The following is a 22,267-nucleotide window of genomic DNA, read 5'->3' on the forward strand; positions in this document are numbered from 1 at the left end:
CCATCGCTTGCGCGCTGTCGCCGACGACTTCACTGCCCTCACCGGCGTCCCGATCGACGTGGACGCGGAGTTGTCCCTGCGGGCACGCCTCGCGGGTTTCGCCGTTCCTGGGCGCACGTCAGCCGGAGGCTCCTGCCACCTGCTGCGGGCAGCCGACGGCTGGGCGGCCGTGAACCTGGCCCGCCCGGACGATCAGGCCTGTGTGCCCGCACTCGTCAACCTCCTCGGCGGGGCAGGTGAGTTACCGGAGGCGGTTGCCAGGCGTCCGGCCGCGACGGTCGTCCGGCATGCCCAACTGCTCGGCGTGGCCGCCTCGGCGCTCGGCTCCGAACGGGGGCGCCGCCCGCCTGTAGTGCGGACCCGGGGCGGCCCCGCCGCCGTCAGGCGGACACCGGTCGGCGCCCGCGTCGTGGACTTCTCCGCGCTGTGGGCAGGCCCGTTGTGTGCGCGCTTGCTCGGCCTCGCGGGCGCCCACGTGGTCAAGGTGGAGAGCGCGCACCGCCCCGACGGCGCCCGCCACGGCAACCGCGCCTTCTACGGGCATCTGCATGACGGGCACGACAGTGTCGTCCTGGACTTCGCGGACCGCGCCGCCCTGCGCGCCCTGGTCGGCGACGCCGATGTCGTGATCGAGGCTTCGCGCCCGCGCGCCTTGCGCCGGGCCGGCCTGGACGTCGCACACTTCCTACGGGCCCGACCCGGCCGCCTCTGGGTGAGCATCACCGGCTACGGCCGCGACGACGACCGGATCGCTTTCGGTGACGACGCAGCGGTCGCAGGCGCACTCGTCACACGTACTCCCGACGGCACGGGCCCTGCCTTCCTGGGTGACGCCGTCGCCGACCCCGTGACCGGCATCTACGCGGCCCGCGCCGCCACCCGCTCGCTCCGGGACGGCGGCGGACACCTCGTGTGCGTGGCGATGGCCGCGTGCGCCGCGGAACTCGCGGACGCCCGGCGAGCGGCGGCCCCGCCGTGCTGATCAGGAACGTGGACGTCGAGGGGTACGGGCGCGTTGACGTGCGAGTGGCCGAGGGGCGCGTCGTCGAGGTGGGCCCCGGACTCGGCGGACGCACGGGCGTCGACGGGCATGGCGGCACGCTTCTGCCGGGACTCCACGACCATCACCTTCACCTCACCGCCCTCGCCGCGGAAGCCGCGTCCGTCCGGGTCGGGCCCGCTGACGTGAATGGAGCCGACGAGCTCGCGAAGGCGTTGACGGGCGGAGCACCGGGGGAGTGGGTGAGGGCCGTCGGCTATCACGAGAGCGTCGCCGGGAAACTGGATCGCGCCGCACTCGATCGCCTCGTGGCCGACCGATCGGTGCGCGTGCAGCACCGCAGCGGCGAGCTGTGGGTGTGGAACGGAGCGGCACTGCGTGCGGCGGGCATGGACGACGCGGGGGACGGACGGTTCTGGAGGTCGGACGAGCGCCTGCGCGGCCGGGTACCATCAACTCCCCTGGACCTAACCGGAGTTGGGCGACGGGCCGCGGCCCGTGGCATCACGGGCTTCACCAACGCCGACCCGCACCCGGATCCGGACCTGCACACCATCCTGCGCCCGCTGCCGCAGCGCCTCACCGTCCTGGGCCTCGACCCGGCGGCACCGGTGAAGATCCGTCTCGACGACCTCACCCTGCCCACCCCCGACGAGCTCGCCGAACGCGTCGCGCGGACCAGGCCCCGCCCCGTCGCCGTCCACTGCGTCACCCGCGTCCAGCTCCTCGTGACCCTGCTCGCCCTGGACACGGCGGGCGCCGTAACCGGGGACCGGGTCGAGCACGGCGCGGTGATCCCCGCCGAAACCGTCGAGTGGGTGCGACGGCTCGGTGTCACCGTGGTCACCCAGCCGCACTTCCCGGTCGAGCGGGCGGCCGCGTACGAGACCGATGTGCACCCCGAGGACCGGGGGCACCTGTACCGCTGCGGGACATTGCGGGCCGCGGGGGTCCGGATCGCCGCCGGAACGGACGCCCCGTACGCGACGGCGGACCCCTGGGCGGTGATGCGGGCGGCGGTGGGGCGTGAGGGCCCCGAAGCGCTGCCGCCACGCGCCGCGCTCGGACTGTTCATGGGAGCGCCTCTGGCCCCCGGAGGCCCGCCGCGCGCCGTCGCGCCGGGCGCCCGCGCCGATTTGTGCCTGCTGCACGTACCCTTGCGGGAGGCGCTCCGGGGGCTGTCGGCGGACTGCGTGCGGGCGGCGTTCGTGGACGGGCGGCCCATAACCGGATGAGGCCCCACCAGCGGGGCTCACCCCTCCAGCTCCACACCTTCCCGCTGATCCACCCGCCCCGCTGCCCGTGCGAACGCACACACATGGCGCTCCATCCGCCGCTTCGCCCCGGCCTGATCGCCGGCCCGGATGGACTCGGTGACCCGTGCGTGGGCCCGGGCGGTGACCCGGCGGATGTCGTTGTCCAGGAAGTGTTCGATGTCGGTGGCGGCGTAGATGGCGTCGGCGAGGGCCGTCATGAGACCGATGAGGAGTTCATTGCCGGACGCGTGTGCCACCGCGGTGTGCCAGCGCACGTTCGCGCGCAGAAAGCGGGGGACGTCACCCGCCTTCATCAACGCGTCGTGCGCAGCGCCCAGTTGGGCCAAGTCGACCTCCGTGCGCCGGGCGGCGGCGAGCGCGGCGCAGGCCGGTTCCACGGCCTCTCGTGTCTCGTGCAAGGCGTCGAGGCGCAGGTGCTGGCCCCTGATGACCAACTCGACCGCGCCGGCCAGCGAGGCGTGGTCGGGGTGGTGGACGAACGCGCCGCCGCCCCGTCCCGGCCTGATCCTCAGCAGCCGCTCCACCTGAAGGATGCGCAGTGCCTCGCGCACGGTGGCGCGGCTCAGCCCCGTCTGTTCCACCAACTCCCGTTCGGTCGGCAGTATCGAGCCCTCCGGGAGCTCGCCGGAGAGGATGCGTTCCCGTATCTCGGCGGCCAGGACATCGGCGGCCTTCGGGACGCTCACGACGGCGAACGGCTTTCCGACGGTCACGGTTCAGTAGCTCCTCGGCAGCCCGAGCGTGTGTGAGCCGAGGTAGTTGAGGATCATCTCCTGGCTGACCGGTGCGATCTTCATCAGACGCGCCTCCCGGAAGAACCGGGCGACCGCGTACTCCTCGGCGTATCCCATGCCGCCGTGCGTCTGCAGCGCACGGTCCGCGGCGTCGAAACCGGCGTCCGCGCACAGGTACTTGGCGGTGTTCGCCTCGCGGCCGCACGGTCGGCCGTTGTCGTACAGCCATGTCGCCTTGCGCAGCATCAGCTCGGCGGCGTCGAGGCGGGCGAGGGAGTCGGCGAGCGGGAACTGCAAGCCCTGGTTCATGCCGATCGGCCGCCCGAACACCTCCCGCTCATTGCCGTACTTCACCGCGCGCTCCAGCGCCACCCGCCCGATCCCCAGCGCCTCGGCGGCGATCAGCATCCGCTCCGGGTTGAGGCCGTCGAGGATGTACCGGAAGCCCTGGCCCTCCTCGCCGACGCGGTCGGCGACGGGCACCCGCAACCCGTCGATGAACAGTTCGTTCGAGGTCACGGCGTTACGGCCCATCTTCGCGATGGGGCGGATGTCGATGTGCGCGCGGTCGAGGTCGGTCAGGAACAGCGTCATGCCGTCCGTCTTCTTCGCCACGTCGTCCGCGCGCGTGGTGCGCGTCAGAAGCAGGATCTTCTCCGACTCCATCGCCTTGGAGATCCACACCTTGCGCCCGTCGACGACGTAGTGGTCGCCCTCGCGGCGCGCGAACGTGGTGATCCGTGTGGTGTCGAGTCCCGCGCCCGGCTCGGTGACACCGAAGCAGACGTGCAGATCGCCGGTGGCGACGCGGGGAAGCGTGCGCCGCTTCAGCTCCTCGGCGCCGTGCACGACCACGGGGTGCATCCCGAAGATGTTGAGGTGGATCGCGCTGGCCGCGTTCATGCCACCCCCGGAACGCGCCACCTCCTCGAGCAGCAGCGTGGCCTCGGTTATCCCGAGCCCGTGGCCGCCGTACTCCTCCGGAATGGTCAGCCCCAGCCAGCCGCCACCAGCCACGGCGGCGTAGAACTCCTCCGGGAATTCATGCTGTTGGTCCTTGCGCATCCAGTACGCGTCGTCGAAGTCGCGGAGTAGTCCCGCGACGGCCTTGCGGATCGTCTCCTGGTCCTCGGTGAGCTGGAAGTCCACGTGCGCACACCTCCGTGACAGCGTCATACCTGACAAAGGTCAGACCGAAGGGGAACGTACTGGACGTCGCGCTGGGCCGTACAGAGTGAGCTCAAAAAAAGGTGGAACCAACCTCGCGCCCGCATGAAAGCGCGAGGCCGACAATCTCAGCGGAGATCTATTACGGTCGTCAGCGTCACGACATTCCCAAAAGTATGGTGCGCAGGGTTCTCGGCGCACCACGTACCAAACTCCCGGGTTGGCGGTTCCGCCGCTGAAGAAGACGAGCCGACATGCCGCGGTCTGGGCCTTACCAAGGTTCGGTTCGGGGCGTTCGTCAGCGGACATTGGAAGGCGCTGCAATAGTCGGGAAGGAGCAGTACCGCCGTCGTAGTGCCGCCGAACAGTGCGTCAGCACGTGGAAGCGGTTCCGTGCGGTGCCAGCCGTTACGACAATCGGGACTACGTCCTCAACGGCACACTGGCCGTCGCAGCAGTCGTCGTCTGGCTCCGCGTCACCAACGTGTCAGAACAGCACACCTAGCGCGAGGTCCGTCCCTCGTCGAGTTTGGACGCGGCGGCTCCGATCCGGTCGTAGATCCGTACGGCCAGTCTCAGGTCAGCCATGCATCCTTCGAAGTCGCCGGCGAGCATCCGACTCCTTGCGGCGCCTTCCAACGCGATTGCTTCGTCGATGGGACTGTGCGCCTGGCGTGCGAGGGTCAGGGCCTTGTGGTGTGCGGAGAGTCCGTGCTGAGGAGTGTTGGTCGCAGTCTGCAGGATGCCCAGGCTGTTCCAGACTTCTGCTTCGCCCTGCGGGTCTCCCACCTCCTGGAAGATTTGAAGGGCACGTTCGTAGAGCGCCGCGGCCTCTGCGTGCTTGGCTGTCGCGTATTGCGCGCGGCCGAGTTCGTGGAGGGCGTTGGCCTTGCCGTGGCGGTTTCCTATCTCGTCGCAGATGGCCAGGGCTTGTCTGTGCAGGGTGATGGCGCCCTCGAAGTCGCCGATCGCGAACCGCTGGCGCCCCAAGTGGATCCGGCCGTTGGCTTGTCCGTGGCGGTCGCCGAGTTCCTCGAAGAGAGACAGGGCCCGTTCATGGAGGTCTGCGGCTGCCGTGTAGTCCCCGGTCACATACCGCACACGACCCACGTTGTTGAGGCCGTTGGCTTGTCCGTGGCGGTCTCCGAGTTCCTCGAAGAGGCACAGGGCCCGTTCGTGGAGGTCTGCGGCTGCCGCGTAGTCCCCGGTGATGAAGCGGACACGGCCCAGATCCTGAAGGGCGCTCGCTTGCCCGTGCCGGTCTCCTAGTGACCTGAGTCGTTAATGCGTGTGCAGTACGCGGCGAGGGTGTCGAGGATGTCGTCGGCGGTCTTCGTCCAGATGAACGGCTTGGGGTTCTTGTTCCACTCGTTGATCCAGCCGCGGATGTCCCGTTCGAGTTCGACGACGCTGCGGTGGGCCGAGCGGCGGAGTTTGCGGCAGGTCAGCTCGGCGAACCAGCGCTCGACGAGGTTGAGCCAGGACGCAGAGGTGGGGGTGAAGTGCAGGTGGAACCGGGGATGCCGCAGTAGCCACTTCTTGACCGGCTCGGTCTTGTGAGTGGCGTAGTTGTCCAGGACCAGGTGAAGGTCGAGGTCCTTGGGGACGGCGGCGTCGATGACCTTCAGGAAACGGAGGAACTCCTGGTGGCGGTGGCGGCGGTAATGCTGGGCTATGACCGACCCGGAGACGATGTCCAGGGCGGCGAACAGACTGGTCGTGCCGTGCCGGACGTAGTCGTGCGTCATCTTCGCCGGCACCGTCGGCGCCATCGGTAACACGGGCTGGGTTCGGTCCAGGGCCTGGATCTGCGACTTCTCGTCCACCGCCAGGACCAGGGCGTTCTCCGGTGGAGAGAGGTAAATGCCCACCACGTCACGGACCTTGGTCACAAACTGCGGGTCGGTCGACAGCTTCCACGTCTCCACGATGTGCGGCTTGAGGCCGAACGCCCGCCAGATCCGCGAGACAGCCGACTGCGACATCCCCGCCGCTTCGGCCATCGACCGCGTCGACCAGTGCGAATCACCCGCCGGCGGGGCCTGGTCAAGGGTTCTGGCCACCAGGGCTTCGACCTGCTCGTCCGTGATCTTCCGAGGCGCCCCCGAACGCGGCTGGTCCACCAGGGCATCCAGTCGGTCAGCGGTAAAACGTGCCCGCCACTTGCGCACCGTCTCCCGCGAGACGCCAAGGTCCTTCGCGACCTGCGCGTTCGGTCGTCCTTCCGCGCACGCCAGCACGACCCTCGACCGTAGCACCAGCGCCTGAGACGCGGTCTGCTTGCGCAACCAGCCCCGCAGCACGCGGCGTTCGTGGTCGGAGAGCTCCAGTGGCAACGGCGTCGGACCAGGCATTACCCCACCCTACAACCGCCCATGAACTTACGACTCAGGACACTAGGTCTTCGAACGACGCCAGTGCGCGTTCGTGGACGTCTGCGGCTGAGACGTAGTTCCCGGTCAGGTAGTCGACGAAGCCGAGGCCAAGGAGGACGTTGCTCTGCCCTCGGAGATCACCCAGTGCGCTGAACAGTGCCAGGGCGCGCTGGTTGAAGTCCGTCGATGCCGTGTAGTCCGCCGTCATGTACCGGACGCGGGCAAGGCCGTGCAGTGCGGTGGCCTGGCCGTGCTGATCGGTGAGTTCTTCGAACAGGGACAGAGCGCGCTGGTGGAAGTCGGTCGCGGCCCCGTAGTCGTCGGTGGTGGCACGGACCCTGCCCAAATGGTTGAGGGTGTCGGCTTGTCCGCGCTGGTCGGCGAGTTCCTCGAAGAGGGACAGGGCACGCTCGTGGAAGCTGCTCGCGGCCGCGTAGTCGGCGGTCATGTACCGGACGAGGCCGATCCGGTTGAACGCATGGGCCCCACCGTGCAGGTCCCCGTGTTGGTAAGCCATGTCGGCAGCACGTTCGTGTAGGGCAGTGGCCTGGGGCCAGGGGCCTTCGCGCAGCAGGAACGGGGCCAGTGCCGCGTCCAGTTGGACCACATGTGTCGGCAGGCCGTGGGTGCTCGCGTGGTCCAGGCACGCCAGGATGTTGGCGCGCTCCGTACGCAGCCATGCCAGGGCGCTGTTCGCGTCGGGCAGTGCTGGTGTCCCTCGGCGATGCGCGGCGATGACCTCTTCAGCGGACTCGATTGTGCGCCGGTAGTACGTCAGGAGCCGTTCCAGCGCGAGATCGCGATCGGCAGCGGGTTCGTGGTCGGTGCAGCACGTGGCGGCGAACTCGCGGAGAAGGTCATGCAGGCGATATCGGCGAGGGGCCACTTCCTCCAGTAAATGATCCGTGTACAGCGCTTCAAGCCCGTCTGCTGCCTGATCGGGTGGCACGCCATCAAGGGCGGCAGCCGCGTAAAAGTCGATGTCCGGGCCGGGATGCAGGCTCAGTCTGCGAAAGAGCTGTCGCCTGGCCAGGGGGAGATTCTGGTATGAGAGCCTGAACGCGGCATCGACCGCACGGGTGCCGGCCACCAGATGGCCGAGTCGATTCGTTGCGTCGGCGAAGTCGGCCGCGAGGTCAGCCACGGTCCAGGCCGGACGGTGGGCCAAGCGCCCGGCAAGCAGCACGATCGCCAACGGCAGATGGCCGCAGAGCCGTACCAGGTGGTTGACCACAGCGGACGAATCGGGGGCGGGATGGAGAGGGGCGTGGCGTGCCAGGAGACTGAACAGGGTCACCGCTGCGTCATGCGGCAGTGTGTTCAGAGTCAGCGGCTCGCCACCGTCGAAGTCCACCAGCCGACGGCGGCTGGTTACCAGGGTCATACAGCTGGCGCCGCCAGGCAGCAGCGGCTCGATTTGATCGCTGTCGGCAGCGTCGTCAAGAACGAGCAGGACGCGTCGGCCCGCGAGTTGGTCGCGCCACAGGCCGCTTCGGCCCTCAAGAGTCGCGGGCAGACTGCGGGGATCGATACCGAGCCCGGCCAGCAGATTCGCGAGGGCATCGTGTGGGTCCGCGGCGGACTGGCCCTGGGCATGGGCGCGCAGATCGACGAAGAACTGGCCGTCGGGGAACTGCTCCCCGAGGAGATGCGCTGCCCGGGTGACGAGGGCGGTCTTACCGACGCCCGGCATGCCGTCGATGGTCCGGATGCGTACAGGGTCCGACGTCGCTGTGCGCAGAAGGCCCTTCAACTCCTTCTCGCGGCCCGTGAAGTAGGGCGAGTTCCGGCGCAAGCCGCGGATGACGGACGGGCGTGCCGGAGTTGGCGCCTCGTACACGTGGGTCGCCCTGTGGACGTCCCGGCCGGCCTGGTTCACCTCCGCGGTGCCCGAGGCAATCGCACGCTGTTCGGCCCAGGCCGGGAGCGGGGGCTCTGCGCCGGTCATGGGGGAGGGAGGGGGCCGCGCACATCCCGGCCGGCCTGAATACTCACGCCGCCGGAAACGGTGGCGTTTTGCACGATGGACTGCACGGCGGTCCGTTCGCCCTCGCTCAAGGCAGGCACCAGATGCTGCTCGAACAGGTTCCTAAACTCTGCGTACAGCGCCGGGTCCTGGCGAAGCAACTGGTGCAGGCTGAGGCGACAGGCGCTGATCAGGGCCTCCTCCGTGTCTGCGTCGCCTTCCCTGCGAGCTTGCAGCACCTGGCTCCTGAACTCCTCGAGCTCCGCGCCCACGGCAGCAGCTCGTTCGGGACTCACCCGACGCCACAGCGCCACCGCCGCCTCGCGAATCTGCCCCCAGGCATCCGTGGCCATCGCCCCCACCAGGGCAGTGCCTGCTGCCATGACCATCGGATCCATCTCCATACCCCCTCGGAGAAGCCGCTGAGGCAACTCTAGAAGGGAACAGGGGCGGAGTATGAGTATTCGGCATGGATTGACGTACCAAACTCAGCAACAGCACTGGAAAATGGGGGACTTGAAGGCGGTCCGCGTCCAAGCCCAGCGGCCGACGTACTGAGCGTACGGAGCGGGCGTGTGGGGCGCGGTTCCCGAGGGTCGTCCGGACCCGACGATAGGGCCCGCGCCACTTCATGCGTAGGCCCCAACGGCCCCGAATAACGTTGCGGGCGCACGGAGCCTGAGCCCTGTCGGCAGGGGTGCGCTCAACGGCGGGAGCGGTCAATTAATGATTCCGGCGGTGGAGGCGGCACGCAGCCAGTCCGGGTACTCGCCCATGAGCTGGTCGTAGAGTGCTCCGTCGGGGATGAGCTTGGGGTCTTTGCCTGCCGGGAAGAAGCCGGCGTTGTCGACGATCCGCTTCTTCGGTACGGCCAGTTCGTCGAGCTTGTGCAGGAACTTGAACTCGTCGTCGCCGTAGCCGATGAACTGCCAGAAGATCGGCAACTGGGCTGCTTTGCACAGGGTCTGTTCGGCAGCGCGGCGGGAGTCGGGGGAGCCGTCGGTCTGGAAGATGACGAACGCGGGCGTCTTGGCGCCGCTGGCGAGGTAGTGGTTGATGACGGCGTCCATGGCGGCGGCGTAGTTCGTGGTCCCCATGTGGCCGAGCGCTTCGTGGAGTTTGGCGATCCGGCCGACGTAGTTGTCGAGGCTGATGTCGACGGTGTCGTGGGCCTCGGTGTCGAAGAAGACGAGGGGCACGACTCCGTCGTCGTCCAGGTTCGCGGACAGCGCGAGGGCCTGTTCGGTGAGGTGCTGCATGCTGCCGTCCTTGTAGTAGCGGCGCATGCTTCCGGACCGGTCGAGGACGAGGTAGACGGCGGCTTGTCGCCCGGCGAGGCCCTGCTTCCGCAGGGAGACGGCGGCCTTCTTCGTGAGGCTGACGAGTCCGGTGGGAATCTTCTCGAAGTCGATCGGCATACGGGTGTGCTCCTTGCGTGGTCGTGGGTGGTTGACGGTCGGATGGGACGGATGGTTGTGGTGAAGCCAGCTGTACGCCCGTCGGGCGCGGTTGATCCAAGACGCGATGACGGCGGCTGCCATGGGTGCCACGCCCCAGCGCATGGCCCCACGCGTCTACAAAGCAGCCCACACCCACACCCACACCCCTACCGGCCCGCCGCCCGGACGAGACACCGCCCGGACGAGACACCGCCCGGACGAGACACCGCCCCCTGGGACCCGTCTGGCGACGGCCCTCGCCGAGCGGGGCGCGGCCGTACCGGAGCAGCATGTCGCCGACGTCCTACTCTCAGACCCGGCCTGCCGAGGGCGGCAGCGCGGTCTCGGAATCATGCAGGCCCGGAGGGCCGTGTACGTTCGCTGACGGTGGCACATGTCGTGTCAGCGCGCGTAGCCGCCTCGAAGAGCGGTCGCGGTGCTCGCGGGGAGTCCGACGGCGTGCTGCGGCTGTGAAGGTCACTGTTCCGCGTTCAAGAGCTCGTGACGTTCTTATCCGCATTGCTGGGGGTCAAGGGGTCGCAGGTTCAAATCCTGTCGTCCCGACGGTTCGAACGATCGAACGTCGCAGATGAGGGGCCGTTTTCGAACGGCCCCTTTCTCGTGTCCGGGAACGACCGGGAGAGGGGTTGCGACGAGTTTCCGAACGGCACAGGGGACATCATCGGGCCCGCCGGCGTGGGCGGTGGGCCCGCTTATCCCGAACACGCCACCCCCTGGCACCTGTGTTTTCGAGGTGCATGGGGTGGAGCGTAGGGCGCCGACCTTTGCGTGGCTGAGATCGACGAGGCCGTCCGGTGTGCGCTGGGGCGGGCCGCGGCGGAGTCGTTACAGGGACTCGTCCCTGAGCCAGTCCGGTGTGTGGATGCCTTCGCCGCCGTACATCGGGAGCTTCACCGACGTTCCGTAGCGGGCGAGCTGGCTCCAGGGGCGGTTGATGCCGGCGCTGCCGTAGCGGCGTACGCGGGTGACGGTGTCGAGGTCGAGGACGTCGACGAGGGTCTCCTCGCCGGGGCCGGCCTGCTGGCGCACGATGCCTTCCGGGTCGACGACGGCGCTCTGCCCGACCCCCGCGGGGTCACCGGCGTTGACGTTGACGACGTAGACCTGGTTGGTCCAGGCGTTGGCGCGCGCGCAGACCAGTTCCATCTCCCGGTCGCGAGTGGGGGTGAGGGTGGGCTGGATGACGATCTCCGCGCCCAGCCAGGCGAGTTGGCGCACCGTCTCGGGGAACGAGCCGTCGTAGCAGATGGCCAGGCCCACGCGACCGGCGCCGGGGATGTCGAAGACCGTGAACTCGTGGCCGGGGGTGGTCTTCTCGTACGGCTGCCACGGGAAGACCTTGCGGTAGCGGGCGGCGATCTCGCCCTCCGGGGAGATGGCCAGAGCGGTGTTGTAGATGTGCCCGTCCTCGGCGCGCTCGTACACGCTTCCCGGGATCAGCCACAGGCCGGTCTCCACGGCCAGGGCGCAGATCCGGTCGGTGAGCGGGCCCGGGACCGTGACGGCCGCCTGTTCCATCCAGTCGTCCGGGGCCGGCTGGAGCAGTGCGCCCTCGGCGGCGAGCAACAGCTCGGGGACGACGACGAGTTGTACGTGGGGGAACAGGTCGCGGGTGGACCGGACCTGGTCGGCGAAGCGCTGCCAGGTCGCTTCGAGGTCGTGGGGCACGGGGGTGGTTTGGACGGCGGCGATGGCGAGCGTGCGCATGGGTGTGTCAGTCCTCGGTGATGGTGAGTTCGGCGACCGTGGTGCGGCCGTCGCGGAAGAAGCGGTGGAAGCGGGTGCGGACGACGGTCAGGGCCAGGACGCCGGTGACGATGGTGCCGGCGCCGAGGAGGAAGACTCCGCCGATGCCGTGGAAGGACGTACTGCCGTAGGCCGGGTCGTACATGTCGTGGGCGCTGCGGGCAAAGGCTGCCAGCATCATCAGCCCGCCGAGCAGGGGCAGGACCCCGCGCAGCAGCAGGTCGCGGGGCGAGTCGCGCAGGCGACCCCGGAAGTACCAGACGCAGGCGAGCGCGGTGGTGCCGTAGTAGCAGGCGATCAGCAGTCCGATGCACAGGATGGCGTCGCCGAGGAAGTCGGTGGAGACGAGCGTGAGTACGACGAGGAGGCAGGCGGCCGTCGCGCCGATGAACACGGTGCCGAAGCCGGGGGTGCGGTGCCTGGGGTGGACTCGGGCGAAGGCCGCGGGCAGGGCGCCGTGGGTGGCCATGGACAGGGTGCCGCGCGAAGAGCCGACGAGGCTGGTGAGCAGGGCGGAGACCGCGGACACGCAGACGGCCAGCTGCATCACCTTGGCCAGTGCCGTGCCGAGGACCGGCGGGGCCAGGGTGGACAGGACGTCGGCGGCGTTGTCGGGGTTTCCGAGCCCGGTCCCGCCGGTGCCGGTCCCGGCGAAGCTGATCGCCGCGAAGGCGGTGAACAGGTAGGTCCCGAGGAGTACGAGGGTGGAGATGACGGCGGCCTGGCCCGCGACGCGTTCCCCGTCGCGGGTCTCCTCGTTCGCGGTGATCAGCGCGTCCCAGCCCCAGTAGATGAACAGGCACAGCATGACCGCCTCGGCGAGCGGGCCGAAGCCGTCGACGGCGAAGGGGTTGAGCCAGGACAGGGACGGGGTGACGGCGCCGTGGCGGGCGAAGGCGGCGGCGCCGAAGCCGAGCAGGGCGGCCAACTGCAGCCCGAGCAGCACGTATTGGACGGACGCTGCGAGGTGCAGACCCCGGTAGGCGATCGAGGTGACCGCCGCCAGGAGAACCACCGCCGTGATCGCCACGGCGGTACTGCTGTCGGCGAGTGCGTGCAGGCCGAGCAGTTGGAGGAGGTAGGTGGCGCCGACCTGGGAGAGGGCCGTCATCGCGATGAACGTGGCGATCTGCACCACCCAACCGCCGGCGAGCCAGCCGGTCAGAGGCCCGAACGCGCGCGTGGTCCACACGAAGGTGGTGCCGCAGTCCGGCATCTCGCGGTTCAGCTCACGGAAGGCGAACGCGGTGAGCAGGATCGGCACGAAGCCCAGCAGCAGTGCGGCCGGCGCGAGTTGGCCGACGGTCAGGGTCACGAAGCCGAGGGTCACGGCGATGCTGTACGCCGGGGCGACACAGGACAGTCCGAGGGTGACCGAGGCGAGCAGGCCCACCACGCCGCCGCGCAATCCCTTGTCCCGGGCGGGCGCGGATTCCGTTCTGGCCTCGGCGTCGGTCGGGTTGGGCATGGTGCCTCCGTAAGCCGCAGGTTTGTTAAACGCAGATTTAAGACGTGGGTCGTTGTCCCGTCAATAGGTGCCGGGCTATCGTTAAATCTGCGTACAACAGAACGGCGAGGGGAACGGTGTGGCCGCGAGGAAGGGCAGCAGCAAGGAGGCCCGCCGGGCCGAGCTGGGCAGAGCGGTGGAGCGCGCCCTCGTGGCGCGCGGGCTCGAGGGTCTGCGGCTGCGCGACATCGCGGACGAAGCGGGGGTCACCCCGGCCGCGGTGCTCTACTACGGCGACCTGGACGCCCTGGTCCGCGCGGCCTACCAACAGGCCATCGAGCGCTACAGCCAGGAACGAGAACGCGCGGCGAACCGCTTCACCGACGCACGCGACCAACTCGCGGCCTGCATCGACATGGGCGTCGCCAGCGGTTCCGACGACACGCTGACCCGGCTGCTCTTCGAGTACTGGCCACGGTGCCTGCGCGACGCCAGGGCCGCGGCCCTCGACAGCGCACTGACGGAACGCCAGATCGCCGTGTACTCAGGGATCCTGGTCCTCGGGCAGGCCCAGGGGCACTTCACCCTTCAGGACCCACCGCGCCTGCTCGCCGCGAGTTTCGTCGCCATGGAGGACGGCTACCAGATGGAGATCCTCGCGGGCCGCCGCTCCCGCACCGAAGTGATCACCGCTCTGTGCGCCTACGCCCGCGCGGTTACGGGCCATGATGTGGCCGACCGTGTCTGAGGTGCTACGTGCGTGATGGGTGCTAGGTGCGTGATGCGGCGGCGTCCGACGAGCCGGGCGACGCCGTGAGCATCCGCCAGACCCCGCGGACGTGGTCCGCCATGTCGATGTCGGGGTCGCTCAGCCACTGGAGTTGAATGCCGTCGGTCGCGGCGACGAGGGCTGAGGCGGTGAAGCGCGGGTCGAGGCCGGGGTTCGCCCGGCCGGCCCGCTGCTCGGCCGCGAGGTGCTCGGCGATCGTGGCGCGCAGTAGTGCGAAGCGTTCCCTGAAGTACGTGTGGGCCGGGTGCGCCGAGTCGGTCGAGGCTGCGGCAAGGGTGACGTAGAGCCGGACGCGGGCGGCGTTCGCGGCGTTCACCGTCAGGGCCTTGGCCAGGAATTCGCCCGGATCGTGCACGGCCTCCGGGTCGCGGAAACGCACCTCGGCCGCGCGGTCGTTGGCGCGCAGGACCTCGGTCAGCAGGTGGTCCTTGGACTCGAAGTAGTGCATCAGCCCGGTCAGGCTGATGCGACTCTCCTTGGCGACCATCCGCAGGGTGGTGTTCCGCTCGCCCTCGCGGCCGAAGATCTCAAGGGTGACCTTGAGGATCTCCTCCCGTTTGGCGACCCCCTTGGGGTAGGAATTTCTGGCTGTCACGCGGCCACCCTATGCGGCGGTCATTTCCCCTGCGCAAAGCCTTGCCCGCAAAAACAGTACGCCGTACTGTTTCTCGTCAGTCGCAGGTGTGGCCCCGTGCGGCCCACCGAAAGAAGGTCCCGATGGCGAGACCCCCTGGCGAGCTCCGAGCTCCCTCCCCGATCCCTGCCGAGCCGGCCGGCTCGGCCACCCCGGCGCTCGACGGGCGGGCGCTGCGACGCCTGATGGCATGCATCGGCCCCGCCCACCTCGGCATCGCCCTCGTGTGGGGAGCCGTCCCCGGCACCCTGCTTGCCCTCCAGGTCCAGCGCACGGTGGGCGAGGGCGCGAAGGTCGGCACGCTCGCGGTCGTCACCACGGTGGGCGCGCTCGTCGCGATGGTCGCCCAGCCCGTCGCGGGAGCCGTCTCGGACCGGACCCGCAGCCGTTTCGGGAGGCGCGGGCCCTGGGTCGTGGCGGGCGTGGCGGCCGGTGGACTGGCCCTGATCGGCATGGCGTTCACCCGCTCCGTACCCGCGATGCTGGCCCTGTGGTGCCTGGTGCAGTTCGGCTACAACTTCGGGGAGGGCCCGCTCTCGGCCGTCATGCCCGACCGGGTGCCGCCCGAGAAGCGCGGCGTGTTCTCCACGGTCACCGGCCTCGGCTCCATGTGCGGCTCGCTCTTCGGTCAGATTTTCGCCGCCACCTTCGAGGACCGGATCACCACGGCGTACGTGGCGCTCGCCCTGCTCGCCATGGCCCTGGCGGTCGTCCTCGTGACCCTCAACCCGGAGCGCCCGAGCCGGAACGCTCCCCAAGAGCCCTTCCAGGTACGTGAGTTCCTGAGCGGCCTGTTGCCGAACCCGCGCAAGCACCCGGACTTCTTCTGGGTGTTCGTCAGCAGGCTGAGCACCAACCTGGCGTACTTCCTGGTCTTCGGCTACAAGCTCTACATCCTGCAGGACTACATCGGCCTGCACGGCGAGGCGATCGACCGCGTACCCGTCCTCGCGCTGACCGCCGTCGCGGGGCTGCTCCCGGCCGTCGTCGTCACCGGACCCCTCTCGGACCGGCTCGGCCGACGCAAGGTGTTCGTGGTGGCTTCGGCGTCCCTCATCGGCTGCGCCATGCTCATCCCGTTCGCCGTCCCCACCATGACCGGCATGACCGTGATGGCCTTCCTGGTGGGCATCGGCTTCGGCTGTTTCCAGGGCGTGGACACCGCTCTCATCTCCCAAGTACTCCCGTCCGAAAGGTCCTTCGCCCGCGACCTGGGCGTCGTGAACGTCGCGGCCACCCTGCCGCAGGTCCTCGCGCCCGCCATCGCCGGAGCCGTCGTCCTCTGGCTCGGCGGCTACCGCACGCTCTTCCCTCTCGCCCTGGCCTTCGCGCTGCTCGGTGCGGTGGCCGTCCTGCGGGTGAAGAGCGTCCGATGACCACGGCGGACCACCACCGCCTCCGCACCGCGCACCACCCCGCACCCCGCTCCAAGGAGAAGACATGAACACCCCGAACCAGCCGACGGAGACGCCCGGCGAGACGGTGGCCCGGCTGAGCCTCGCCGAGAAGGCCGACCTGACCACCGGCGCGGGCTGGTGGCACACCACCGCACTCCCGGACGCCGGGATCCCGGAGGTCCGTCTCTCGGACGGCCCGCACGGGCTGCGGTTGCAGAACGACACGCACGCCGACCACTTGGGCATCAACGGCAGCGCCCCGGCCACCTGCTTCCCGCCCGCCGTCACCCTGGCCTCCACCTGGGACTCCGACCTCGCGGGGCGGGTCGGCGGCGCGCTGGCCCGCGAGTGCCTGGCACACGGCGTGCACGTGCTGCTCGGCCCCGGCGTCAACATCAAGCGCAGCCCGCTGTGCGGACGCAACTTCGAGTACCTCTCCGAAGACCCTTTGCTCAGTGGGGTGTTGGGAACGGCCTGGGTCAAGGGGCTGCAGGCGCGGGGCGTCGGTGCCTCGGTCAAGCACTTCGCCGCGAACAACCAGGAGACCGGCCGCATGTCGGTCAGCGCGGACATCGACGTACGCACACTGCGCGAGATCTACCTCCCGGCCTTCCACCGCGTCGTGACCGAGGCCGAGCCCTGGACCGTCATGTGCGCCTACAACCGGGTCAACGGCGTGTACGCGTCGCAGAATCCGTGGCTTCTGACCGACGTCCTGCGCGGCGAATGGGGCTACGACGGCGTGGTCGTCTCCGACTGGGGTGCCGTCGTCGACCGGGCGCCGGCGCTTGCCGCCGGGCTCGACCTGGAGATGCCGTCCTCGTCCGGTGTCGGCCCCGCGCGGGCCGTCGCGGCCGTGGAATCAGGTGAACTCGCCGGGGAAGCGCTGGACCGCAGCGCCGCGCGGGTCGTGGCACTCGCCCGCAAGGCAGCCGTGCACGCGCGCCCCGACGCCTCCTACGACCCGGCTGCCCACCACGACCTGGCCCGCGAGGTCGCCACCCGCGGGGCGGTGCTGCTCAAGAACGACGGCGCACTCCTCCCGCTGGACCCCGCCGCGCCCCAACACGTCGCGGTCATCGGCGAGTTCGCGCGTACGCCCCGCTATCAGGGCGAGGGCAGCTCGCGCGTGACCCCGACCCGGCTCGACGACGCCCTCACCTCGGTCGTCGAGGCCGCGCCCGCGGCGCACATCACCTTCGCTCCCGGCTTCCCCGTCGACGCCCCGGACGCCGACGCGGCCGCGCTGCGTGAAGATGCCGTCCGCGCGGCCGAGTCGGCGGACGTGGCCGTCCTCTTCCTCGGCCTCCCGCCGAGCTATGAGTCGGAGGGCTACGACCGTGAGCACATCGAACTCCCTGTGGAACAGACCCAGTTGCTAGCCGCCGTGCGGGCGGTGAACCCGAACACCGTCGTGGTCCTCGCCAACGGCGGCGTCGTGCGCCTGGCCGGGTGGATCGACGACGTACCGGCCGTCCTGGAGGGTTGGCTGCTCGGACAGGCGGGCGGATCGGCCACCGCGGACCTCCTGTTCGGCCGGGCGAACCCGTCGGGGCGCCTCGCGGAGACCATCCCGCTGCGGCTCGCCGACACCCCGGCGTACCTGGCCTGGCCCGGCGAGAACGACCATGTCGCTTACAGCGAGGGGCAGTTCGTCGGCTACCGCCACTACGACGCCCGCGACATGGCGGTCTCCTTCCCCTTCGGACACGGCCTCTCCTACACGACCTTCGGCTACGCGGATCTGCGGGTGGTCCCGGACGCGGGCGGGCTCGACGTCACCGTGTCGGCCACCAACACGGGGGAGCGGGCCGGACACGAGGTCGTCCAGGTGTACGTGGCCGCGCCGGGGGAGCGGGCCCGGCGCCCCGTACGGGAGTTGAAGGGTTTCGCCACGGTGTGGCTCACGCCCGGCGAGACCCGGGACGTCACCGTCCGGATCGCCCGCGCCGACCTCGCCTACTTCGACACCGCGGCCGGCACCTGGCTCGTCGAGGGCGCCGACCACCGTATCGACGTCGGGGCCTCCAGCCGCGACATCCGGCTGACCACGACGGTCCCGGTCGACGGCGACGCCTACGCCGACCGGCCCGACGCCGACTCGACCGTCGCGGTATGGCTCGCCCACCCCGTGGGCGGCCCGGCCATCGAGGCACTGCTGAACCGCGTCCAGAAGTCCATGGGCGACGCCTACCCCAAGGAGGGGAGCCCCCGCCACCGCATGGTCGCCAACATGCGCCTCAGCCAGCTCGCCGGGCTCCCGATCGTCCCCCTCGGCTTCGACGACGTACACGAACTGGTCGAGACGGTGCGGTCGGCCGTCGGCCCGCACAACCCATTGACGTCCCCGTGACGCGGATATATGAATTCTCACCTAGGTGAAACTGCACATAGCAACACAGCGAACGCAGCGAACGCGGCGTCCGTACAAGGGAGTCCACCCCCGTGAAGTTCGAGTACGTCCTGCTCGGCCTGCTGGCCCGGCGCCCCTACAGCGGGTACGACCTGCGCAAGTGGCTTGAGGTCGAAGGGCAGTTCCTGTGGGCGCGGGCCCATCACAGCCAGATCTACCGCAAGCTCGGGCAGATGGAGGCCGACGGCTGGGTGCGGCACGAGGTCGACGCGCGCGAGGGCCGCCCGGACGCCAAGGTGTACCGGCTCACGGCGCGCGGGCGCGAGGTCCTCATGGAATGGGTGCGCTCGCCCTACGAGCCGCCCAGCCGTTTCCAGGAGATCGACTTCCTCGCGCGGTTCAGCGTCTCGGCGCCGCTCGACAAGGACGCCGCGATCCGGATCGTCGGGACCGAACTCGACTACCGCCGCGCGCAGATCGCCAAGAACCGCGACCGCGACCGCACCCTGCACTACGAGGACCCGGCACCCGGCCTCGACCAGGACCTCGACCGGCAGGTCCACGACGCGCTCCACACGCTCGGCGCGTCCGCCATGGACCGCTGGGTCGACTGGCTGGAGCGGACCCTGCGCAGCCTGACAGAAGGGAAGCCCGTCCGATGAGGGCCATCATGGTGATGTTCGACAGCCTCAACCGGCACATGCTGCCGCCGTACGGAGGCGACTGGACCCACGCTCCGAACTTCGCGCGGCTCGCCGAGAAGGCCGTCACCTTCGACAACGCCTACGCCGGCTCGATGCCCTGCATGCCGGCCCGCCGCGAACTCCACACCGGGCGGCACAACTTCCTGCACCGCAGCTGGGGCCCGCTGGAGCCCTTCGACGACTCGATGCCCGAACTCCTCAAGCAGAACGGCGTCCACACCCACCTCGTCAGCGACCATCCGCACTACTGGGAGGACGGCGGCGCCACCTACCACGGCCGCTACAACACCTGGGAGTTCTTCCGCGGCCAGGAGGGCGACCCGTGGAAGGGGCAGGTCGCCGACCCCGAGATACCCGAGGACCTGAAGCGGATGCGCTTCGGCGCCTACCGCCAGGACTGGGTCAACCGCCCCCACATGGCGACCGAGGACCGGCACCCCCAGACCCTCACCTTCGACGCGGGCCTCGACTTCGTCCGCACGAACAAGGACGCCGACCGGTGGTTCGTGCAGATCGAGACCTTCGACCCGCACGAGCCGTTCTTCAGCCACCAGCAGTACAAGGACCTCTACCCGCACGACTACGAAGGACCGCACTTCGACTGGCCCGACTACAAGCGCGTCGTCGAGACCGACGGCCAGGTGGAGCACGCCCGCTTCGAGTACGGGGCGCTCCTGTCGATGTGCGACCACTCGCTCGGCAGGGTCCTGGACGCCATGGACGAGCTGGAGTTGTGGGACGACACCCTGCTCATCGTCAACACCGACCACGGGCTGCTGCTCGGCGAGAAGGGCTGGTGGGGCAAGAGCGTCCAGCCCTGGTTCAACGAGCTGGTGCATCTGCCGCTGTTCGCCTGGGATCCGCGCAACCGCGTTGCGGGCGAACGGCGTTCGGCGCTCGTGCAGACCGTGGACGTGGCGCCGACCCTTCTTGAGTTCTTCGGCGTCGACCGCCCCGGCGACATGCAGGGCGCGCCGCTCCCGGTCGCCGAGGACATCCCGGTGCGGGAAGCGGGCCTGTTCGGCATCCATGGCGGACACGTCAACGTCACCGACGGTCGCTACGTCTACATGCGGGCGCCCGCCTCACCCGACAACGCGCCCCTGTACGAACACACCCTGATGCCGACCCATATGCGGGGCCGCTTCTCGCCCGCCGAGCTCGTAGACCTGGAACTGGCCGAGCCGTTCGACTTCACCAAGAACGTCCGCACCCTGCGCGTCCCGGGCCGCACCCTCGTCAACCCGTACCACCACGGCACGCTCCTCTTCGACCTGGAGACCGACCCCGAGCAGCACACCCCGCTGGTCGACGACGACGTCGAACTCCGCATGGCCACCCACCTGGTGGAGCTGATGCGCGCGGGCGACGCCCCGCCCAGCCAGTACGAACGCCTCGGTCTGCCGGCCCACGGCCCGGTCACGGAGAAGCACCTCCTGGTACGGGCCCAGCGCGAGCAGGCCGAGAGGGCCGCCCAACCGCTGCCCCGCGCCGAGGACTTCCCCGAGGGCCGCCTGTCGCTGCGTACGCCCCTCGCGGCGCTGATCTCCGACCCGGTCGCCATCGAAGTGCTGCGCAGGCACCTGCCCGGCGTCGCCGACTCGGAGCTCCTTCAGATGATCGGGGCGACCCCGCTCATCGACGTCGCCGCGATGGCGGGCGCGCTGTTCCCGCCGTCGAACCTCCGCCTGGTGGCCGAGGAACTCGCTCAACTCTGAGCACCTTGCGGCTATTTGAGCCGGTGACGGGGTTGCCGCCCCGTCACCGGCGATTGCCCTCTCCCTCCCGCAGATCTCCCGCCAAGAAGAACGCAGAGAAAAGAGATGGCGCGATGCCTGAGCTTAGCCAGAGCCCCGTCACGCCCAAAGCCGAGGTCCGGGTCGAGGGGCGCTGGCGGCAGCTGTCCCTGCTCGGCGGCACGATGCTGGTCGACAGTACCGAGGCGAGCCTGGTCAGCAGCCTCTTCCCGCTGATTCGGCAGTCCCTCGGGGTCTCGCTTGGCGCCCTCGGGATACTGACCGCCTCGGCCAAGGTCGTGGGCGCCTTCACCGGACCCTTCTGGGTGTGGGCGGCGCAGCGCTGGTCGCGCAAGAGCGTCCTCGTGATGGCCACCGGACTCTGGGGTGTCTGGGGCGTGGCCGCGGGATTCTCGCAGAACTTCACCCAACTCCTCGTCCTCTACACCGTGTTGGCGGCGGGATATGCGGCCGCCAACCCCATCATCACCGAGCTGATCGGTGACCTCTTCGGCGGATCGTCCAGGGGCCGCGCGGTCGGCGTGGTCTACGGCGCGGTCTCCTTGGTCACCGCCGTGATCGGCCCGCTCAAGGGCCAGCTGGCCGGTGTCGACGACGGCTGGCGCTGGGGCCTGTGGGGCATCGGCGTCTTCAACATCCTGCTGGGGCTTGCCCTTTGGGCGGGGTTCCGCGATCCGGGGCGCGGCGCGGCGGAGGAGCAGCTCGCCGACCTCGACCGCGCCACCCGCGACGCCCAGGCGAAACTCACCTGGACCAAGGCGCTCTCGCTCCTCAGGATCCGCAGCCTGGTGGTCCTGCTCGTCTCGCGCCTGCTGTCCGGACACCTCCTGGTGGGCACCTTCGGCGTGGTCTTCCTCGTGGACGTCTACGGTTTCAGCACCCAGAAGGCGTCGATCGTGCTGCTGCCCTTCGGTGTCGGCTACTTCCTCGGCACGCTGCTGGGCGGCTTCGCGGCAGACCGGGCCACCCGGCGCAGCCCGCGCCACGGCCTGGTCGCGGTCCTCCAGGCGGCCCAGTTCGCCTTCGCGCTCTTCGCCTACTTCGGCACCCAGTTCGGCTACGACAGCATCGCCGTGTTCTGCGTCTTCTTCGCCCTGATGGGCGCGACCCAGGGCATCAACCCGAGCGTCAACCGCCCCATGGTCATGGCCATCACCCCACCGGAACTGCGCGGCGCCGCGTTCGCCCTCTACGTATCCATCGTCGAGGCGATCGCCTGGGCCGCGTACAGCCTGGGTGCCGGCTTCCTCGGCGACGCCGTCGGGCTGCGCGCGGTCTTCCTGTGGGCCCTTGTCGTCCTGATGCTGATCAACGGCGTCTTCCTGACGCTCCTTCACCGCTCGTACGCCGACGACGTGGCCCGCGTTCAGAAGGAACTGCACGCGCGCCGCGAACGGGCCCTCGACCCCACCGCCTGACGCTTTCACACCCAAATGCACACCCGATTCACACCCGAAAGA

General features: G+C 69.5%; 18 protein-coding genes. 8 read left to right on the forward strand and 10 right to left on the reverse strand.

Translation table 11 applies throughout. The features are described from left to right. Positions 1-7 precede the first annotated feature (7 nt). Positions 8-982 (forward strand): CoA transferase, encoded by a 975-nt coding sequence (locus tag OG746_RS21675; protein WP_266716953.1) that lies wholly within the window; start codon positions 8-10, stop codon positions 980-982. Then, positions 931-2,235 carry an amidohydrolase family protein gene (locus OG746_RS21680; RefSeq protein WP_266716955.1) on the forward strand — a complete coding sequence of 435 codons (1,305 nt, stop codon included), beginning with the start codon at positions 931-933 and terminating at the stop codon, positions 2,233-2,235. The genes OG746_RS21675 and OG746_RS21680 overlap by 52 nt, the downstream gene beginning before the upstream one ends. Positions 2,236-2,252: 17 nt before the next feature. Here the strand turns inward: OG746_RS21680 and OG746_RS21685 are convergent, their stop codons facing one another. From OG746_RS21685 to OG746_RS21725, 9 genes are all read right to left on the reverse strand, one after another. After that, positions 2,253-2,990: a FadR/GntR family transcriptional regulator gene (locus OG746_RS21685; protein WP_266716957.1), complete on the reverse strand. Its 738-nt coding sequence runs from the start codon at positions 2,988-2,990 to the stop codon at positions 2,253-2,255. Between the two features lie 3 nt (positions 2,991-2,993). Next, positions 2,994-4,160: an acyl-CoA dehydrogenase family protein gene (locus tag OG746_RS21690; protein WP_266716959.1), complete on the reverse strand. Its 1,167-nt coding sequence runs from the start codon at positions 4,158-4,160 to the stop codon at positions 2,994-2,996. 519 nt (positions 4,161-4,679) lie between these two features. Then, the gene (locus OG746_RS21695; RefSeq protein WP_323179688.1) at positions 4,680-5,408 is read right to left on the reverse strand and encodes a tetratricopeptide repeat protein; all 729 of its coding nucleotides are present in this window, start codon (positions 5,406-5,408) and stop codon (positions 4,680-4,682) included. A gap of 35 nt (positions 5,409-5,443) precedes the next feature. Beyond that, entirely contained in the window at positions 5,444-6,532 is a 1,089-nt protein-coding gene (locus tag OG746_RS21700; protein WP_266716961.1) for an IS630 family transposase, read from the reverse strand. Positions 6,533-6,566: 34 nt separating this feature from the next. Next, on the reverse strand, positions 6,567-8,501 hold the full coding sequence (locus tag OG746_RS21705) for an ATP-binding protein (RefSeq protein ID WP_266716963.1): 1,935 nt from the start codon (positions 8,499-8,501) through the stop codon (positions 6,567-6,569). Beyond that, positions 8,498-8,917 (reverse strand): hypothetical protein, encoded by a 420-nt coding sequence (locus OG746_RS21710; protein ID WP_266716966.1) that lies wholly within the window; start codon positions 8,915-8,917, stop codon positions 8,498-8,500. Before OG746_RS21710 ends, OG746_RS21705 begins: the two co-directional genes overlap by 4 nt. Positions 8,918-9,238: 321 nt before the next feature. Next, positions 9,239-9,937, reverse strand: coding sequence for a VWA domain-containing protein (locus OG746_RS21715; RefSeq protein WP_266716968.1), 699 nt, complete (start codon positions 9,935-9,937; stop codon positions 9,239-9,241). An 867-nt stretch (positions 9,938-10,804) separates the two neighbouring features. Next, a complete protein-coding gene (locus tag OG746_RS21720) occupies positions 10,805-11,686 on the reverse strand; it encodes a carbon-nitrogen hydrolase family protein (RefSeq protein ID WP_266716969.1) in 882 nt (293 codons plus the stop codon). A 7-nt stretch (positions 11,687-11,693) separates the two neighbouring features. Then, on the reverse strand, positions 11,694-13,193 hold the full coding sequence (locus OG746_RS21725; protein ID WP_266716971.1) for an APC family permease: 1,500 nt from the start codon (positions 13,191-13,193) through the stop codon (positions 11,694-11,696). 118 nt (positions 13,194-13,311) lie between these two features. On the opposite strand from OG746_RS21725, the gene OG746_RS21730 reads away from it, so the two are divergent. Further along, the gene (locus tag OG746_RS21730; protein ID WP_266716972.1) at positions 13,312-13,920 is read left to right on the forward strand and encodes a TetR/AcrR family transcriptional regulator; all 609 of its coding nucleotides are present in this window, start codon (positions 13,312-13,314) and stop codon (positions 13,918-13,920) included. A 22-nt stretch (positions 13,921-13,942) separates the two neighbouring features. Here OG746_RS21730 and OG746_RS21735 read toward each other — a convergent pair whose 3' ends face one another. Next, positions 13,943-14,557, reverse strand: coding sequence for a TetR/AcrR family transcriptional regulator (locus tag OG746_RS21735; protein ID WP_266716974.1), 615 nt, complete (start codon positions 14,555-14,557; stop codon positions 13,943-13,945). 122 nt (positions 14,558-14,679) lie between these two features. Between OG746_RS21735 and OG746_RS21740 the strand changes: the two genes are divergently transcribed. From OG746_RS21740 to OG746_RS21760, 5 genes are all read left to right on the forward strand, one after another. After that, the gene (locus tag OG746_RS21740; protein WP_266716976.1) at positions 14,680-15,972 is read left to right on the forward strand and encodes an MFS transporter; all 1,293 of its coding nucleotides are present in this window, start codon (positions 14,680-14,682) and stop codon (positions 15,970-15,972) included. 64 nt (positions 15,973-16,036) lie between these two features. Further along, on the forward strand, positions 16,037-18,346 hold the full coding sequence (locus tag OG746_RS21745; protein ID WP_266716978.1) for a glycoside hydrolase family 3 C-terminal domain-containing protein: 2,310 nt from the start codon (positions 16,037-16,039) through the stop codon (positions 18,344-18,346). Positions 18,347-18,438: 92 nt separating this feature from the next. Next, the gene (locus tag OG746_RS21750) at positions 18,439-19,008 is read left to right on the forward strand and encodes a PadR family transcriptional regulator (RefSeq protein ID WP_266716980.1); all 570 of its coding nucleotides are present in this window, start codon (positions 18,439-18,441) and stop codon (positions 19,006-19,008) included. Further along, the gene (locus OG746_RS21755) at positions 19,005-20,768 is read left to right on the forward strand and encodes a sulfatase (protein WP_266716982.1); all 1,764 of its coding nucleotides are present in this window, start codon (positions 19,005-19,007) and stop codon (positions 20,766-20,768) included. Before OG746_RS21750 ends, OG746_RS21755 begins: the two co-directional genes overlap by 4 nt. 113 nt (positions 20,769-20,881) lie before the next feature. Beyond that, positions 20,882-22,225, forward strand: a complete 1,344-nt coding sequence (locus OG746_RS21760; protein WP_266716984.1) for an MFS transporter — start codon at positions 20,882-20,884, stop codon at positions 22,223-22,225. The last annotated feature ends 42 nt before the right edge of the window (positions 22,226-22,267 follow it).

Origin of the sequence: Streptomyces sp. NBC_01016, assembly GCF_026341035.1 — a bacterium.
Lineage (GTDB): Bacteria > Actinomycetota > Actinomycetes > Streptomycetales > Streptomycetaceae > Streptomyces.